Here is a 16595-nt window from a genome sequence, read left to right on the forward strand (position 1 = left end):
CATGTTTAGAATAGGAATGACCGGGAATATCATAAGTTGTCTTTTATTTGAATTACCGAGTGACTCAATTAAATTGTTTTTTAATCGTATGTTATATCTTACATATGTAGTTGGCAAGGGGAGTGAGTAAATGGAGGATACACAAAAGAATTATGATGATCAATATGAGGAAAAGTATCAGGAGCACTGGCAGAAGGTTCAAACAGCGTTAGCTAACGAGCATTTAGATGAATTTCGAGAAGAATTTTTAGCGATACATCCGTATGATCAAGCGATGTTCTTCATTGAACAATCAAAGGAAAATAGATTGAGAATCTATGCTTATTTATCTCCAGAAGAGATTGCGGAAATTATGATAAATATTGAATTGGAGGAAACGAAGCAATATTTCATAGAGATGGATCCACGATTCGCTGCAATGGTTTTCTCCGATATGCCTGCGGATGATTCTGTAGATATATTAAATGAATTGAACAAAGAAGAGGTTGCAAGCTTCTTAACGATTATGGATAAGGAAGCGGCAGACGAAATAAAACAATTGCTTCACTATGAAGAGAAAACCGCCGGAAGTATTATGACGACGGAATATGTTGCAGTATTCAAAGCACAAACGGTGGAACAAGCAATGCGGCATCTAAAGAAAGAAGCACCAAATGCAGAAACGATTTACTACTTATATGTACTAAATGATGTTAAGCGATTAGTTGGTGTGCTGTCCTTGCGTGATCTTATTGTTGCGGATGAAAATACCAGAATAGAAGAAATTATGAGTGAAAAGATTGTCGCCGTATCTGTTGGTAAGGACCAAGAAGAAGTCGCACAAATGTTTAGAGATTATGATTTCCTTGCACTGCCAGTTGTGGATTTTCAGGATCATTTACTCGGAATCATAACTGTCGATGATATCTTGGATGTTATGGAAGAAGAGGCGAGTGAGGATTACTCCAAGCTAGCTGCGATGTCAGACACAGACCGGCCGAATGATACTGCTTTTTCTTCAGCTAAAAAGCGATTGCCATGGTTAGTTATTTTATTATTTTTAGGGTTATTTACAGCAAGCTTAATTGGTCAGTTTGAATCAACATTAGATCAGGTTGCCGTATTAGCAATCTTCATACCATTAATTGGCGGAATGGCGGGTAATTCAGGTACACAAGCACTTGCTGTTGCTATTCGTGGTCTTGCGACAGGGGAATATGAAAAACTTGGGAAAATGAAATTAATTGTACGAGAGGCTACGACTGGATTAATGATTGGTACCGTATGTGGTATCGTCATTATGCTTGTCATATACTTCTGGAAAAGCGATATTTACTTAGGTATATTAGTTGGTGTATCAATTATGGCATCTTTAACTGTCGCAACCTTTGCTGGATCACTTGTGCCAATGATAATGGATCGTTTAAAAATAGACCCAGCAGTTGCTTCAGGTCCATTTATAACAACGATTAATGATATTATTTCTATATTAATTTATTTTGGTTTAGCAACTACATTTATGGCATATTTGAGTTAGATTTATTCCCTTCCTTCTCACAAATAAAAACTGGGTACATATACTAGTTTAGTGGGTAAGAAAGGGGAGAAGATTTAATGAGCAACAAGAAATTTGCAAATGAACCAATGCTTTATATTCAACAGCCAAGTATAAAAATACCGGAAGCACCCATGCAACATCATTATACAACACCAAATAAGCGAAAAGATGCAATAAATTCCGAAGCAGTAACGAAACAAACAAAACCAGCTGCTGTACCGAACAAAAGAAAAAAGTATAATACATTTCAGCGAGAATTAATGGGAAAAGTTACGGAAGAATTGGCAAACGTTGATGAGATTGCTGATCAAGAAAAGCCCAACAAGGAAAATGAGCAACCAACAACTAATAGGAAAAAGCAATTTAAAGAAATGACACTTGAGGAGAAGCTGCTATATTTAGCTGATTCACCAACATATGCTCCTAAAATAAAATGTGAAATAAAAACAGAAGATAAATCCTATCGAGGGATAGTTACTGATTTCAGTGATGGTACAGTATTTATGCAGGTTGGCAAAAGGTCAGCTGCAACATCCATTCTATTTGAAAGCATCACAGAAATTCGCTTAATCGGATTTTAATAAGTACAAAATAAAACACCATGAAGTTGGGATTACCCAATTAAATGGTGTTTTTATATTGATTTATTTAGCGGAAAGCATTAATTGCTGGTAAGCATGTTACGTGGCAGAAGCAATCTAAATTAACAGTGATGCAAATACCAGTAGCTTCTAAATGTTTCGTGTTTTGATCTGTTGGATCTTTAAGATGGTCATGTCCGCAAGTTTCCCCATCCGATAGTAATAATTCAAGAACAGCACAATTGTCATCAAATACTTTTTTCACTCTGAATATGAAGCTAGCTACAATTTCTCCAATTTTATGATGTTCTTTTGGTGCACCAAATCCTTTAAATGGTGAGCCATCTTTATTATATAAGATAACTGGAACAGTATCTAATCCATTTCCATTATCCGTCTCACCTAGTAGATCATTAATTGATTGTTCGCAGCCAGTATCACAGCAATTTTCTACGATATCGTTCTGAGCTTCGACTATCTCTTTTAGAATATCAGCTACACAGTTACCTGTGTCGAAATCTTTTCCACAACCCATGGTAATTACTCCTTTCAAAAATGTATTGACTTTCTTTAATACAATATGTGGGACGACATGGAAGGTGTGGGCATTTGCATATATTTCTGTAGAAAATACCTATAGGAGTTTGTTCAAAAAGTCAGGGCTAAAATGACAAGTTGAATTTTTCCGTTCCTTGGAAAAGAAAAAAGCTTTTCCTGTGTGCAAGATCGTTTGCTCACGCTAAAACAGTCTAGGAACTTCTATTAATAATGCTCATATCCTGTGGGCAACATAGAAGTCACCAAATCCTATGGAAGCCCGCTACTCTAGGCTGTGCCGCTCGAACATCTAGGTCATTAATCCGCTTTTTCACAAAATATAAACGAAAGATTTTCGTAACAGGGCGAATGACCATGTCTAATTTAAGCGAGTATCATAAACTAATATCGACTAATGGAAGGAGTGTGGGAATATGTCTGATAAAAAGCAAGTTATTCACGTAAAAGATTTAGTGATTAAGGCTGATAATGTTTTCATTGAGAATTCACACCGTCGAGATCCATTCTTTGGCAATAGGAGAGAGCGAAGAGAAGAAGAGGAAGTACTAGAACACCATGACCACCATGACCACCAAGACCACCATGACCACCATGAACACCATGAACACAAGGAATCAAGAGAACAAAATAAGGAAGAAAGAAGAGAAGAAAGAAATGAAAGAAGACCGTTTTGGTTTTAGGTTGGGAGAAAATAATAATTAATTAAGAAGATTAGAAAAATAAAGATCTCCTCTCACATAAAAACAAAATCATCATTGAACAATGCTATAAAGCATAGATTATCAAAGCAGCTGAACTTAGCTGCTTTCTATTTTTTAAATCATTGGATTTTTAAATTATGAAGATGTATTTACCAATCAAAAGTAAGAGCCTAAACATTATATATGAGGGGGATGGAATATGAAGGGGCCAGATTTGCCTTGGCTGAAACATTTTACAGACATTGAAAAGCATTTAGATAAAAATGAGAAATGGTTTCAGCATCCAGAAAAGAAGATGCATACATTTGAAAGTAATGCAGCTAAATGGGAAGGAGATTTTATTGAGGGGATAAAATCAATTGAAGGAATGATGAAAGAATTAGAGAAATATATGGAAAATAAAGCATAATTTTTGAAAGATAGGGTAGAAGTTAATATAGTTGTTTTTAAACGGACGTAAAATAGCACTTTCATCGTAATGTATAGTAACAGTAGGAAGGAGAGGGAATAATGGGATATATTCTACCAATAGAAATGTACCAATATAGTGATTATCAAAAGCGGATATCAGCAGAAAAAAGAAAAGTTAGTTCAATCGACAGCCCATTTAAAGTGGTTCTGGAAAAGAAACATCAAGAAATTGCTAATCAGTTTGATCGAACGTTTACAAGTACGTATCAAACCCCTCAGCAAGTAATACCAGATGAAATAATAACAGGAAAAGGCAGGTACTTTAATCAATTCGTTTAATAGTACTAAGTAAAATACCTGTAAATCCTCAGACCTTCTCGTTTGTATGATTAGTAAATGGCTGGAGAAACAGCTTTTCTCCTTTGATATATTCAGCATAGAATACATCTTCAACGTGTTCAAAATCCTGCTCCTTTAATTCTTGAAGGAGCCATTCTTCTGTGAGATCCTTTTCTAAAAGATTATCATAAATAACTTCTCCGTCGTTTATTAATGTTGTTGATAAATCGACATCCTGTGGAGCTAATTTTAAATCCTTCCGAATAGGCGTCTGAAAGGATGACTTTTTTAATACAGATAATGTTCCATTCGTTTCTAATATGGCGAATTCGACCTCTTGTATGGAAAATACATCTTTTGCACGCAGTAGATGCTGAAGCTGATTTATATCAAGTTTATTTTTTTTCATTACATCACGTATTAATTTCCCATTGTAAACAATAATTGACGGGCTGCCTTCAATGAATGAACGGGTAGATTTGTATTTCTGTGTAATAATTTCTGTAATGTACATTAAACCTCCCCAGAGAAGGACAACAAAACCAACTTGCAGAATCCCTACTTCAGGATCAAATAATCCATTCCCTACAAGCTCCCCCAACAATAAAGAGGAAATAAAATCAAATGTTGTAATCTGTGAAATTTGTGTTTTTCCAAGTAGCTTCGTTAAAGTAAACAAGGCAATAAAACCAAACATTGTATCTGTAAACATTTGAAAATAATTAAACATATAAAATATACTCCTCATGTAAGTATCATCTTTTATCTTAACCAGTTCATGATGAAATAATTCATATGATTAGTCTGATGTTAGTGATAGTAGAGGTTAACATCACTGTACACAAAGACTCCTGCTGGAGGAAGGGCCTAAGCGAGACTTCGAAATGCGCAGCACAAGAAGACTCACCATCCCCCCTAAGGTGCGCGAAGTGTACTTATTAAGCGAGCGGCCTGAGAGAAATCTCTTAACTATGTTAGTCCGAAGTTTATCTAAATAGTGAGTAATTATATGAAAAGAACCAAAGAAAACGGGCATTCCGCTTATATATAAGTGGAATGCCCGTTTTTTCTATAATTGTTTAATCATTGTTACATGGGGAATACCAGCATCTAAGAAATCGCCAGATACTGTATCATATCCTAGTTTTTGATAAAAACCTTCAGCTTGTGTCTGTGCATTTAATTTAGCTTGTTTGTATCCTTTATCGATAATAACAGACTCCATAGCATTAATGATTTCCATCCCGTGGGACTTGCCACGGTAATCTTTTAGAATACAAATCCGCTCAAGTTTGCCATATTCCTCAACGAAACGAAGACGGCTTGCTGCTATTGGCTTTGCACCCTCGTAACCAATAAAGTGAGTTGCAGCATCTTCATGTTCATCTATTTCAATTTCTTCCGGCACTTTTTGTTCATTTACAAAGACTTCCATTCGTACTTTGTATGCTTGCTGTAATTCGTTATCTGATTCTACTATTTTGATGATCATACTAATTCCTTTCCAAAAACAAACGTTTCATACACTGTCCATGATCCATTATCTAATTGATATAGTAATTGAAAACGATCAATTTTGTCTTCAAATTGGAATTTATCCATATTAAGTCGGCCAAAAACATCAGAATATTCATCATTCGTAAGCTTTTGAGCGATTGTAATATGCGGTACAAATGCATGCTCTCTTTCAATTTTGAATTTACTTTGATGTATTTTACTTTCTAGTTCTAGAAGTTCTTTATTCGGTTCTACTTTAAAATAAATGGTATTTGAGACAGGTGTAAATGTGCTGACTTTATTAATATTGATAGTAAAAGGTTTTGTTTCATTAGCGATAACCTTTAAATCATGAATTAATTGATCTACTGATTTCTCATCAAATTCAAAAGGTTCCCCTAATGTTAAATGTGGTGGTATTAATGAATAATGTGGATCATACCTTTTTCGATAAGAGTTTGCCTCGTCCTGGATTGGTTTCGATGGAAAAATTGTAATACCATATTTCATAATAAAGCCTCCTCAATCAAGATATAGTTGTAATCTTTATTTTCGGAACATTTTTAGAACATAATATTTTATTATTTATTATAGCAGAGTTTAGACTATTTTACCTTTAAATAAAGCATTAGTTAAACATTGTCGTTAATACTCGTTCCATATCTCTTTGCCAGTACTTCCATGTATGGTCGCCATCTTTTAGTTCATCATACATATAATTAGCATTTTTTTCTTCTATTAACTGGTGCAGCTCTCGATTTGGTGTCAGCTGGTCTTCCTTTTCACCATCAGATAAGACTGCCTCTATTTCCGCAGTACCGGTTGTATGATAAATATCAAGTGTTTCAAGAGTTGTTGCTTCCTTTACTTTGTGAAGTAATACATCATCAACATAAGGGGATTGCATAATTACTTTTCCAAATGTATTTGGATAGCGAATTGCCGTGGAAAGGGCGAATGACCCTGCAAGCGAGTCTCCAATTAATGCTCGTGATCTTCCCATCTGGAGATTTGGGATAATTTCATCCAGCATAGGTATTACTTCACGAACAATGAAATTTGTATAAGCTTCGTGCTCTTCGCCCTCAAGATGATATTTTTTGCGGCGATCTGCTCTATTTTTATAATGAATGCCAGCAAACACTGTATTCTCAATTTCACCATCCGTGTGAAGACGATCACTTAAAGTTGCTATTCTTCCCATCTGGAAATAATCATTCCCATCTTGCATAATACAAAGATTGTATTTATTAAGAGGAGAAAATGATTCAGGCAAATATATCTTAATAGTCTTAACTTCATTTAAATAATTGCTTTTGATTTCCCTGTCAATAAAGGTACCTTTTCTACCCATCCTATTCACCTCAAGCATGTTAAGTTTAGCAATAGTTTATCACGTAATATTGGATTACTCTAATGTTTCATTTGCTTCCTCTATTAGCTGTCCTTTATACAATTGATAATAATGACCCTTTTGCTTTATAAGTTTTTCGTGGTTTCCCTTTTCCACTATTTTACCATGCTCCAGCATAATAATCTGGTCAGCATCCTGAATCGTATTCAAACGATGGGCAATTACGAAGCTTGTTCTTCCTGACATTAGGCGGTGCAAGGCATCTTGAATCTTTATTTCTGTAATGGTGTCGATATTACTTGTAGCTTCATCAAGAATAAGAATTGAAGGTTTAGCGATAAGTGCGCGAGCAATCGTTAGCAGTTGCTTTTGACCTTGACTAATCCCGCTTCCTTCTTGATCGAGAATTGTTTCATACCCATTCGGCAGCTGTTTAATAAATTCATGGGCATTGGCATCCATTGCTGCTTGTTCAACATCTGAATCCGTTGCATCTAGCCGACCGTATCGAATATTTTCGCGAATCGTTCCTTGGAAAAGGAAGGAATCCTGCAAGACAAATGCCATATGCTTACGAAGGCTGGTACGTTTAATTTTAATTAATTCATTTCCGCCCAGCGTAATGCTTCCATCATCATAGTTGTAGAAGCGGGAGATAAGATTGATAATCGTCGTTTTTCCTGCACCAGTATGACCAACGAAAGCAATCTTTTCTCCTGGTTTGGCTTCAAAGCTTATATTTTTTAGTATTGGTGTAGCTTCATAGGCGAAAGATACGTTATCAAAAATAATATGCCCAACAGTCGACGTAATTTTTAATGCGTCTTGTTCATCTTCTTCCTCGAGTGTCTCGTCCATGACATTAAATACTCGTTCTGCACCTGCCACAGCTGAAAGCAGTAGATTAAATTGATTGGAAAGTTCATTTAATGGTCTAGTAAATTGCCGTGAATATTCGATAAAAATGACAATTATCCCAACTGTTACAAGGGAGGTGTTTATCGACAGAATCCCACCAACTAGAGCGATTAATCCAAAGCTTAAAAAGTTTAATGTGTTCATAACTTTTGGGATAAACCCAGCTATATTTTGGGCCCAGAATCCTGTCTGCTTTAACTGATTATTTTTCTGCTCGAATTGATGGATTACTCTTTTTTCTTGTGAATAGGCCTGTACAACATGCTGTCCAGATAAAACCTCTTCAATATAACCATTGATCTCGCCTAAATCATTTTGCTGCATTTTGTAAAGTGGTCCAGTACGCTTTGTAATCCATCTAGTAGCAATATACATCAACGGAATAATAATCATTGTAACGAGTGTTAAAATAGGACTGAGGAGCAGCATTACAACCAAAGTCCCTACTAAGGTTAAGACACTAGAAAAAATTTGAATAACTGATGAATTAAGTACGTTATTCACGTTGTCAATATCATTTGTTAAGCGACTCATCAAATTTCCATGCTGACGTTTATCAAAATACGAGATTGGAAGTCGGTGAAATTGCTTGAATAAATCCTTTCGTAAATCATAAACAGTATTCTGAGCAATTCCAATCATCCAATAGTTTTGTAAAAATAAGGATAAAGATTGAAAGAGATAAATGAATAGCAAGCTAATGAGTAACATACCAAATCCAGATAATTCCTGCGTTACAATAAACTCATCAATAGCGGTACCAACTAGATACGGGCCTAATAAACTAAGAACTGCACTGATGGTGACCATAAGAATGACGAGTGATAATTTCCCTTTTTCTCTAGCTAGATAGGACCAAATTCGCATTAGCGTTTCAGTCGTATTCTTTGCTTTCTTCTTATCTTTTATAGAATGTTGATCGATTGGAATCTTTTTATATTGAAAAGGTGCCTTTAATTCGTTATTCGACATGTGCATACTCCTTTCCAAATTGAGATTCAACTATTTGCTTATAAAGTGAAGAGGAGGCTAATAATTCCTCATGTGTGCCGACTGCTAGAATCTCACCAGCGTCTAGTAATACAATGCGGTCGGCAGTACTAGCTGTTGAAATCTTTTGAGTAATAATCAATGTCGTGCATTGGTAGGTTTGGATTGCTTTAAGGAGCTTTGCCTCCGTTGCTAAATCAAGAGCACTTGTACTGTCATCAAGCATTAATATTCTTGGTTTACGGACAAACGCACGGGCAATCGAAATCCTTTGCTTCTGCCCGCCCGAGAGATTAACTCCTTTTTGACCAACTTTTGTATCATACTGATCTTGTAAATCCATAATCGTTTCATGGATTTGTGCATCCTTTGCAGCTTGAATAACTTCTTCTTTTGTAGCATTCGTTTTCCCCCAAGCAATATTATCTTTGATTGAACCGGTAAATAATAATGGACTTTGCGGAACATAACCAATACTTCCGCGAAGCTGATCCAATTGATAAGTGGTTATCGGTTGATCATCTACAAGTATTTGACCCTCTGTCGGATTATAAAGTCTTGGAATAAGCTGGAAGAGGGAAGTCTTTCCAGAACCTGTCGCACCCATTATGGCTAATGTTTCGCCGGGATTTAATACGAAAGAAATATTTCTCAGCACCGATTTATCTGTATCAGGATAGGAAAAGGAAACCCTGTTGTATTCTATTTTTCCCTTCATAACAGATAAATTTGGATTTGCTTCTGGCATGTCGCTTAAATCAACTGTAACAGTTAAAACCTCATCAATTCTTTCAGCAGATGCCTTTGTTCGGGAAATAATCATTATGATAAAGGAAAACATGGATATTGACATTGCTACTCTTAATGCATAATTTACAATTGTGACAACCTGACCAACATCCGTTTGCCCTGTGCCAATTTGTGCATTACCAAACCATAAGATAATAATTAGACTTACGTTCATTACAAAGAGTAAAACCGGCATGGAAGCTTCTATCATTCGGAAAGTTGTTTTTGTTGTGTTTGCCAAATTCTCATTTACTTCATCAAATCTAGATTCCTCGTAATCACGTCTCATAAATGCTTTAATTAAACGCATGCCAACTAGATTTTCTTGCATCACGCGATTGACATTATCCACATTATGCTGCAATTTCATAAACATTTTACTTGCATACTTCATAATCCATAATAGGAAAACGATTAATAGAGGTACCGTTACTAGAAATATGAGTGCTAGTCGAGCGTTTACAATAAATGCCATCGTCACACCACCGATAACAGTTAATGGTGCCTTTGCCATGATTCTAAGAGACATGAATACTGTATTTTGAATTTGACGCACATCGTTGGTAAAACGTGTCACGAGTGCAGAAGTTGGGTATTGATTCATATTTTTATAAGAGAATGATTGAATTTTCTCAAATAATTTTTGTCTTAGATCATATCCAAATGCAAAGCTTACATGCGATGAATAGAATGAATTTGTTACACCAATCGCGAGTGAAAGGATAGCCAGGCCAAGCATAATGCATCCCCACATCACAATATTACTTATATCTTGATTCAGTACCCCATCATTAATCATCTTTCCAAGGAATAATGGGAGAAGAAGTTCAATGGCTAATTCAGTAAGCATCAATAAAAATGCAAATACTGCGGGGAATTTATACGGTTTTAAAAATGATAGGACATTTCTCACATTGACCCTCCATAATAAAATAATGCAGTTTTGTTATTATTATAATGGGATGGCGGAATTTTCGCTAGTTTAGTATTTCGAGGGGCGAAGTAAATAGTTGGGTAGGGGTTAGAGGTCCCGAGAGAAGGAGTAAACGCTTGGAAATTTTACGAGGAGATATTTTGATGTTGACAGAATTGGCTAAAGCGATTATAGTAATAGTTACCAATTATTCCATACGATTCCGTAGCTCAGCTGGGAGAGCGCTACCTTGACAGGGTAGAGGTCGTTGGTTCGAGCCCAATCGGAATCATTTATTAAAACGCTTGTCCTATAAGGGATTGAGCGTTTTTTTATTGTTTAAAATAATTTTGATGACACTCTGATGACAGTTTTTGAAAATAGAATATTTGTTCTTGTAAAAGGCAAAGAAAAACACCTGTTTAAATCAATTTTATTTATGTATTTTATTAAATTTCAGATATTTTATGTGGTACACTTAATTATGAGATTGTGAAGAAATGTACTTAAACTACCATGGAAGTTTACATCCGAAAATCCTAAAAAAGACAAAAACAAACTAGACCCAGCATTTTATGATTTTTTTAAATGCTGAGACAAGATTGTTGTGAATGTACCCAAAAGTCATTATAGACATAGAAACAAACATTCATTCTCTGTGGTGAAGCGCAGGTTTTTGCGCTTCATGAATGGCTAACGGGGCAGTTTAGCTTAAGTACATTTCTTCACAAAGAAAAAAAGCGAATTTTCCTAATTTTTATTTATAACAGCTTAACGTTGATTCGGGAATATTGAACTTCGCTACCTGCTAATTGAATTCTACTTCATCTGGAGACCTTTAAATTAAAATGTTTCCTTTCTTCTGACAGATTTATTAAATTTCGAAAACAATCAATTCAATCATCTTTTCGTATAGAAAAACTTATTAAGAAACATGCACTAGAAAAAATATAAATCATATATATGAGATATCCCGTTTGAATGCTTGAGGAGGATATTATGAAACCTATGTTACCTAGTGAAAAATATTTCGGTAATTTAGAACTAGTTTATGCATTTTATGGGGCTATGCCTACAGGTGTTACTGTTTCAGAAACCGGTCGTATTTTCATTTGCTTTCCGAAATGGGGAGACGATGTTAAATTTACGGTGACAGAAATTGTTGAGGATAAATTGCAGCCTTATCCTAATTTACAAACCAATTTGGTTAACCCCGAGAATATCACAATGACTTTCATCAGTGTCCAAAGTGTAGTTGCTGATGGAAGGGGAACGCTTTGGATATTAGATACAGCGGCACCCAATTTTTCTGAACCTATTGAAGGGGGGGCAAAATTAGTCGCTGTTGATTTAGAAACCAATACAATAAGAAAAGTATATACCTTTACAGAAGATGTTGTCCTGCCTACAACTTATCTGAATGATGTCCGTTTTGATTTTCGTGTTGGAAAAGCAGGTTATGCCTATATAACGGATTCTTCTTCAAGAGGACCAGGAGCTATTATCGTCGTAGATTTATCAAATGGAAACGCGTTTAGACGGTTAAATGGGGCAAATTCAACTTCACCCGATCCCTATTTTTTACCGAAAGTAGAAGGTCAAATTTTAATGAATCGAAACAAAGACGGTTCAACTTCTCCATTTAGATTGGCGTCTGATAGTCTTGCGATTTCTCCCGATGGAAAGATATTATTTTTTGCTCCACTAACCAGTCGTCATTTGTTCTCGATCTCAACAGAAGCCCTGAGAGACAGAACGATACCGGACATGGATTTACCTTATCATGTGGAGTATTGGGGAGAAAAAGGTGCGTCTGATGGAATGATCACCGATGCAAAGGGAACTGTTTATGCTGGAGATTATGAAAACAACAGTATCCGTAAGATATTGCCAAATGGCATAATGGAAACTATCGCACATGATCCGAGAATTTTGTGGCCGGATACTTTTTCAATTGGTCCGGATCAATATTTGTATGTCATTGTTAACCAATTACATCGACAGCCTAGATTTCATTATGGAAAAGACTTACGACAGAAACCTTATAGTTTACTTCGTATCAAAATTGATGAATTTCCTACTCCGACCTTTTCATAATAAAAATAGTTAATTAATTGTTTTCATTATATAGTGTAAAACAAACACGAGTAAGCAAGAAGTATTAACTTTATTTACTTCTGCCAAATAAACTCAAAATGGTTTAATAGGAACAGTTTATTTGGTGAGTGTTAAACTGTTCCTGGAAATTTTTATAATGTCGGTAAGTTCAATGCTGTATTGATATTATTTAAATCCAAACTGATCTGTTCGTTTGTATCCCAAGCATGGTACCATCCTTTTTCTACCATATATGCGGATATTTGTTCATGCATATCAAGAGCTTCCACTAAATGGCGAGTGAGCATTTCTTTAATTTCCGGTGTTCCTGCCTCCGTAACTGCCATGGCATAATTTCTAATTCCACTTTTAGCTGAAATGAGTAGATCCATTGCAACGACCTGATCCGATAGTGCGTCCATGCCAGTTAAAGTTTCAATGATTGGATTCATGTTTATTCATCTCCTAATTTACTTCTTAGCGTTGGAAAGGATAGAAGCATATTCTTGTAATTGTCGCGTAGATACATCAATGTCTTGCTGCATAATATCTTTTAATAACTGATCTGTAACTAATGCTTTCATCGTTTTGGATTTAGTTAAACAAGTGGTCTTAAATGCAGCCATCTCATGGACCTCAAGAACTTCATGTAAGGCGTAGTTCATTTTTTTTACCTCCTTCCTCAAGGTTTCAACACGACTTTTATACAATCATCCATTTTTGTGTCAAAAATCTCATAGCCACGCTTTGCCTCACTAAGTGGAAGTACATGACTTACGACATCTCCTGGATCAATTTTTCCGGTCGAAACTAATTCAAACATATATGGCATATAATGAATCACAGGTGCTTGCCCAGTGCGTATATTGACGTTTCGGTTCATAATATCACCCATTGGGAATCCATTATATCTTCCACCATAAACGCCTGTGACCTGGATGTTTCCGCCTTTTCGAACTGCCTGTGAAGCGATGATAAACGCGCTAAACGCTCCCCCTTGAAGTTTCATTCCGCTAGCAAGGAACTCTATATCAGTCATTTTACCGTCCATACCAACTGCATCAATGACAACATCAGCGCCGCCATTCGTCATTTCTTTTAAATGCATTCCCACATTTTCAAAGTGTTCGAAATTTACAATTTCAACTTTGTTGGTACGTTTGGCGTGTTGCAAACGATAGTCTACATAATCTACGGCAATGACACGCTTTGCTCCTTTTAGCCAACAGAATTTTTGAGCAAAAAGACCAACCGGACCACAGCCAAGAACAATAACTGTATCTCCATCCTTTACGCCTGCATTGTCAACACTCCAAAAACCAGTAGTCATTGCATCGGCAATAACTGTTAACTTTTCATCTGGTTCTTCACAAGTCTCTGGAATTTTGAAATGAGTAAAGTTGGCAAATGGCACTCTTAAATATTCAGCTTGCCCACCTGGATAGCCCCCCGTCGTACCAGAATATCCGAAATAGGCACCCATATCACCATTATCATTAGAATTATCACATTGGCTTTCCAAATGGTTTTTACAAAAAAAGCATTCACCGCATGCTATATTAAAGGGAATAATTACTCGATCTCCCTTTTTTAGTTTAGTCACACCTGGACCAACTTCTTCGACGATTCCCATTGGTTCATGACCAATCACATAGTTTTCTTGCAGGTTAGGAATCATGCCATGAATTAAATGTAAATCAGACCCACATATAGCTGTACTCGTTACTTTAATAATCATGTCATCTGGCTTTTCAATCTTTGGATCTGGAACTTCTTTGACTACAACATTTTTAATACCTTGATACGTTACTGCCTTCATGCTATACAGCCTCCAGTGTTAGTGATCATCAGGTGTCCGGTCAAACATACCTTTTCTATTGGTCTCAACAGGGAATAGATTCATTTTGCCAATCATCAATGTATTGTTGGCAGAGAGTTGATCTAGTTTATACTGTTCACTTAGTTCGTATGGATGGAACCATTTTTTATTAATCATTAGTTCTGTAATTTCTTGGTGCATGGCAATAGCTTGCATTAACTGGTTTCGTAAGAGGGTTCTAACATCAGGTGATGCAGACTCCGTTAATGCGACAGCAATATTGCGCACACCTTCTTTGGCACGAAGAAGTAAATCCATCGCAAATGTGGTATCTGCTAGCTCTGGTACGTGTAGCGCGTTTATAGGGTCTAAATAGTCCTGGTTCAATGAATTTGCCTCCTTTTCAATTTATTATTGGTGTTGGCCGGTTTTGAGGAACTGGAGCTTCAAAAGGTGCGCGTTGATAAATTGCCTGTAATTCTCCAAGCGCTTGCATGGATTGTTCAACATCTTTTTGCATTAATGCTCTCAAATCATGATCAAATACCAGTCCTTGCATTAGTTTTGATTTCGCTAAGCATAGGGTTTTAAAATTAATAACTTCATGTAGATCCAATGACTCATGATCAGCTAATTTTTGAATATCCATTTTGGTTCCCTCCTTTTTGACTAACTATACACAAAGGTATTATTCCAAATATATAATGAATCATTCTTTAATAGTTTTTTTAAGAGGTAGGAAAAACGCTGATTAAATGGCTGGATTAATCATAATGTAGTGAAAATTCATTCATAAGGTATCGCTAATAAATATTCGATATATTTTATAAGGGCATAGGGTTAACCCATACAACTTAGGAAAAGAAAATGAAAACTTAAAGCTGTATCTACTTAAAAGTGTCTATTATTGGGGTCCTGCCGACAAGCTGATTTTTCTATGCTAAGCAGAAAAATCAGGGCTTTTTATGTTTTGAGTGTTTTATATCCATAAACGACCGTTTTCGGTGCTTATTAACAGAAAATCAGTAGGATATTTAAGTTAATGTAGAGAAAAAATGTGAATAATTGAAACAAATATGCAGATTTAATCATTCTTCAAATATTCCTATATTCTTTTTGACTCTTATTGTTGATTAACAACCTCGATCTAAGATAAATCGTATTTATTATTGAAGATACGTCTTATAACAGACATTGTAAATCTAACCAATAATAAGGAAAAAGAGAGAGAATAAAAAGTAGTTGTCCAATTCCATCCATTTTTATATTTAATAATACATGTATTTTTTTCTAACCATAGCTCAGCAATAGTCATAGGTATACTGAAATACAGAACTTTTAAAGGCACTGAATGATGCGGGAATCGTTAGTTAGTTGATTATAAAAGACACAAGTAATTGGGAAAAGTATGTAATCAAACAACACGCTTGTTTTAACTTGTTTTGGAAATCGGGTGGGATATTGAACATAGCCTCTTTTTACAACCAGATTAGCGACCAATGATGCATAGTAACTTTTTTATAAAGAAAACAAGGAGCCAGTCCTTTGCAAGTGGTTTTTTTATTAAGTATATAAAAGAACTAATACCAAAGAAATAAAGGAATTTTATAAGGTTTATTTCAAATTTTTGACCCAATGTTTAGCACCTCCACAAAGATAGGTTATCTTTGATGCAGGAGTTTATACTAAGGACATTCCGAAATTAGATAAGTAAACAGTGAATAAACAAGGCTCTATTTTGATATAAAATTGTTTCCTAATTGTGAACATTTTCACTTAAACTAACGGGTGCTTTACTGCAAGAGCAATAATACTTCTTGTCTATCCAATTTAATGAACAGAATTAATATGACATTGAAAATAAAGGAGAGATGATAATGAGCAATTTTTTTAGACTTATTATCTGTTGTTTAATCATATTCTTAGTTTTTTGGTCAATAGATTTTACCAGTGAGTTATCCTTATTTACAATTATTTTTTGCTCTATCGCTTTTGGCTATGGACTAAATATGTTTTGGAACTTATATAAAAAATTTGAGGCGAATGTGAAAGATAGATGATTACCTTATTCAACAAACGGGTGCTTTAGTT

The 16595-nt window shown here is 35.4% G+C and carries 18 protein-coding genes, 1 tRNA gene and 1 pseudogene; 7 read left to right on the forward strand and 13 right to left on the reverse strand.

The window, feature by feature from the left end; genetic code table 11:
- The first annotated feature begins 130 nt into the window (after positions 1-130).
- Positions 131-1516, forward strand: a complete 1386-nt coding sequence (gene mgtE / locus CUC15_RS07680) for a magnesium transporter (protein WP_114916098.1) — start codon at positions 131-133, stop codon at positions 1514-1516.
- 77 nt (positions 1517-1593) lie between these two features.
- Entirely contained in the window at positions 1594-2118 is a 525-nt protein-coding gene (locus tag CUC15_RS07685; RefSeq protein ID WP_114916099.1) for a CotO family spore coat protein, read from the forward strand.
- Between the two features lie 67 nt (positions 2119-2185).
- Here the strand turns inward: CUC15_RS07685 and CUC15_RS07690 are convergent, their stop codons facing one another.
- The gene (locus CUC15_RS07690; RefSeq protein WP_114916100.1) at positions 2186-2653 is read right to left on the reverse strand and encodes a CotY/CotZ family spore coat protein; all 468 of its coding nucleotides are present in this window, start codon (positions 2651-2653) and stop codon (positions 2186-2188) included.
- A 436-nt stretch (positions 2654-3089) separates the two neighbouring features.
- Here CUC15_RS07690 and CUC15_RS07695 point away from each other — a divergent pair, with 436 nt between their 5' ends.
- From CUC15_RS07695 to CUC15_RS07705, 3 genes are all read left to right on the forward strand, one after another.
- Positions 3090-3356 (forward strand): hypothetical protein, encoded by a 267-nt coding sequence (locus CUC15_RS07695; RefSeq protein ID WP_114916101.1) that lies wholly within the window; start codon positions 3090-3092, stop codon positions 3354-3356.
- Positions 3357-3576: 220 nt separating this feature from the next.
- Positions 3577-3786 carry a hypothetical protein gene (locus CUC15_RS07700; protein ID WP_114916102.1) on the forward strand — a complete coding sequence of 70 codons (210 nt, stop codon included), beginning with the start codon at positions 3577-3579 and terminating at the stop codon, positions 3784-3786.
- Between the two features lie 101 nt (positions 3787-3887).
- A complete protein-coding gene (locus CUC15_RS07705; RefSeq protein WP_114916103.1) occupies positions 3888-4127 on the forward strand; it encodes a hypothetical protein in 240 nt (79 codons plus the stop codon).
- Positions 4128-4155: 28 nt separating this feature from the next.
- Here the strand turns inward: CUC15_RS07705 and CUC15_RS07710 are convergent, their stop codons facing one another.
- The 6 genes from CUC15_RS07710 to CUC15_RS07735 all read right to left on the reverse strand — a co-directional run bounded on the left by CUC15_RS07710 (position 4156) and on the right by CUC15_RS07735 (position 10588).
- Positions 4156-4857, reverse strand: a complete 702-nt coding sequence (locus tag CUC15_RS07710) for a DUF421 domain-containing protein (protein ID WP_114916104.1) — start codon at positions 4855-4857, stop codon at positions 4156-4158.
- A 339-nt stretch (positions 4858-5196) separates the two neighbouring features.
- On the reverse strand, positions 5197-5619 hold the full coding sequence (locus tag CUC15_RS07715; RefSeq protein ID WP_114916105.1) for a GNAT family N-acetyltransferase: 423 nt from the start codon (positions 5617-5619) through the stop codon (positions 5197-5199).
- Positions 5616-6134, reverse strand: coding sequence for a YjcG family protein (locus tag CUC15_RS07720; RefSeq protein WP_114916106.1), 519 nt, complete (start codon positions 6132-6134; stop codon positions 5616-5618). The genes CUC15_RS07715 and CUC15_RS07720 overlap by 4 nt, the downstream gene beginning before the upstream one ends.
- Before the next feature lie 118 nt (positions 6135-6252).
- Positions 6253-6978, reverse strand: a complete 726-nt coding sequence (locus CUC15_RS07725) for an alpha/beta hydrolase (protein WP_114916107.1) — start codon at positions 6976-6978, stop codon at positions 6253-6255.
- A gap of 54 nt (positions 6979-7032) precedes the next feature.
- Entirely contained in the window at positions 7033-8868 is a 1836-nt protein-coding gene (locus tag CUC15_RS07730) for an ABC transporter ATP-binding protein (RefSeq protein ID WP_114916108.1), read from the reverse strand.
- Positions 8858-10588 carry an ABC transporter ATP-binding protein gene (locus tag CUC15_RS07735; protein WP_114916109.1) on the reverse strand — a complete coding sequence of 577 codons (1731 nt, stop codon included), beginning with the start codon at positions 10586-10588 and terminating at the stop codon, positions 8858-8860. Before CUC15_RS07735 ends, CUC15_RS07730 begins: the two co-directional genes overlap by 11 nt.
- A gap of 219 nt (positions 10589-10807) precedes the next feature.
- On the opposite strand from CUC15_RS07735, the gene CUC15_RS07740 reads away from it, so the two are divergent.
- Positions 10808-10880 (forward strand) — tRNA-Val (locus tag CUC15_RS07740).
- 707 nt (positions 10881-11587) lie between these two features.
- Positions 11588-12685 carry an L-dopachrome tautomerase-related protein gene (locus CUC15_RS07745; RefSeq protein WP_114916110.1) on the forward strand — a complete coding sequence of 366 codons (1098 nt, stop codon included), beginning with the start codon at positions 11588-11590 and terminating at the stop codon, positions 12683-12685.
- A 152-nt stretch (positions 12686-12837) separates the two neighbouring features.
- On the opposite strand, the gene CUC15_RS07750 is transcribed toward CUC15_RS07745, so the two are convergent.
- The 6 genes and pseudogenes from CUC15_RS07750 to CUC15_RS20835 form a co-directional block, all read right to left on the reverse strand.
- On the reverse strand, positions 12838-13137 hold the full coding sequence (locus CUC15_RS07750) for a spore coat protein (protein WP_066400456.1): 300 nt from the start codon (positions 13135-13137) through the stop codon (positions 12838-12840).
- An 18-nt stretch (positions 13138-13155) separates the two neighbouring features.
- The gene (locus CUC15_RS07755; protein WP_114916111.1) at positions 13156-13350 is read right to left on the reverse strand and encodes a hypothetical protein; all 195 of its coding nucleotides are present in this window, start codon (positions 13348-13350) and stop codon (positions 13156-13158) included.
- A gap of 17 nt (positions 13351-13367) precedes the next feature.
- Positions 13368-14504: a zinc-dependent alcohol dehydrogenase gene (locus CUC15_RS07760; protein WP_114916112.1), complete on the reverse strand. Its 1137-nt coding sequence runs from the start codon at positions 14502-14504 to the stop codon at positions 13368-13370.
- An 18-nt stretch (positions 14505-14522) separates the two neighbouring features.
- Complete coding sequence (locus tag CUC15_RS07765) at positions 14523-14891, reverse strand: spore coat protein (protein ID WP_114916113.1); 369 nt, start codon at positions 14889-14891, stop codon at positions 14523-14525.
- A 16-nt stretch (positions 14892-14907) separates the two neighbouring features.
- Entirely contained in the window at positions 14908-15153 is a 246-nt protein-coding gene (locus CUC15_RS07770; RefSeq protein ID WP_024030851.1) for a hypothetical protein, read from the reverse strand.
- A gap of 689 nt (positions 15154-15842) precedes the next feature.
- Positions 15843-16007: pseudogene (locus CUC15_RS20835) on the reverse strand (CBO0543 family protein); the annotation flags it as partial.
- Positions 16008-16595 lie beyond the last annotated feature (588 nt).

This window comes from Oceanobacillus zhaokaii, assembly GCF_003352005.1.
In the GTDB taxonomy this organism is placed as follows: Bacteria; Bacillota; Bacilli; order Bacillales; family Amphibacillaceae; genus Oceanobacillus; species Oceanobacillus zhaokaii.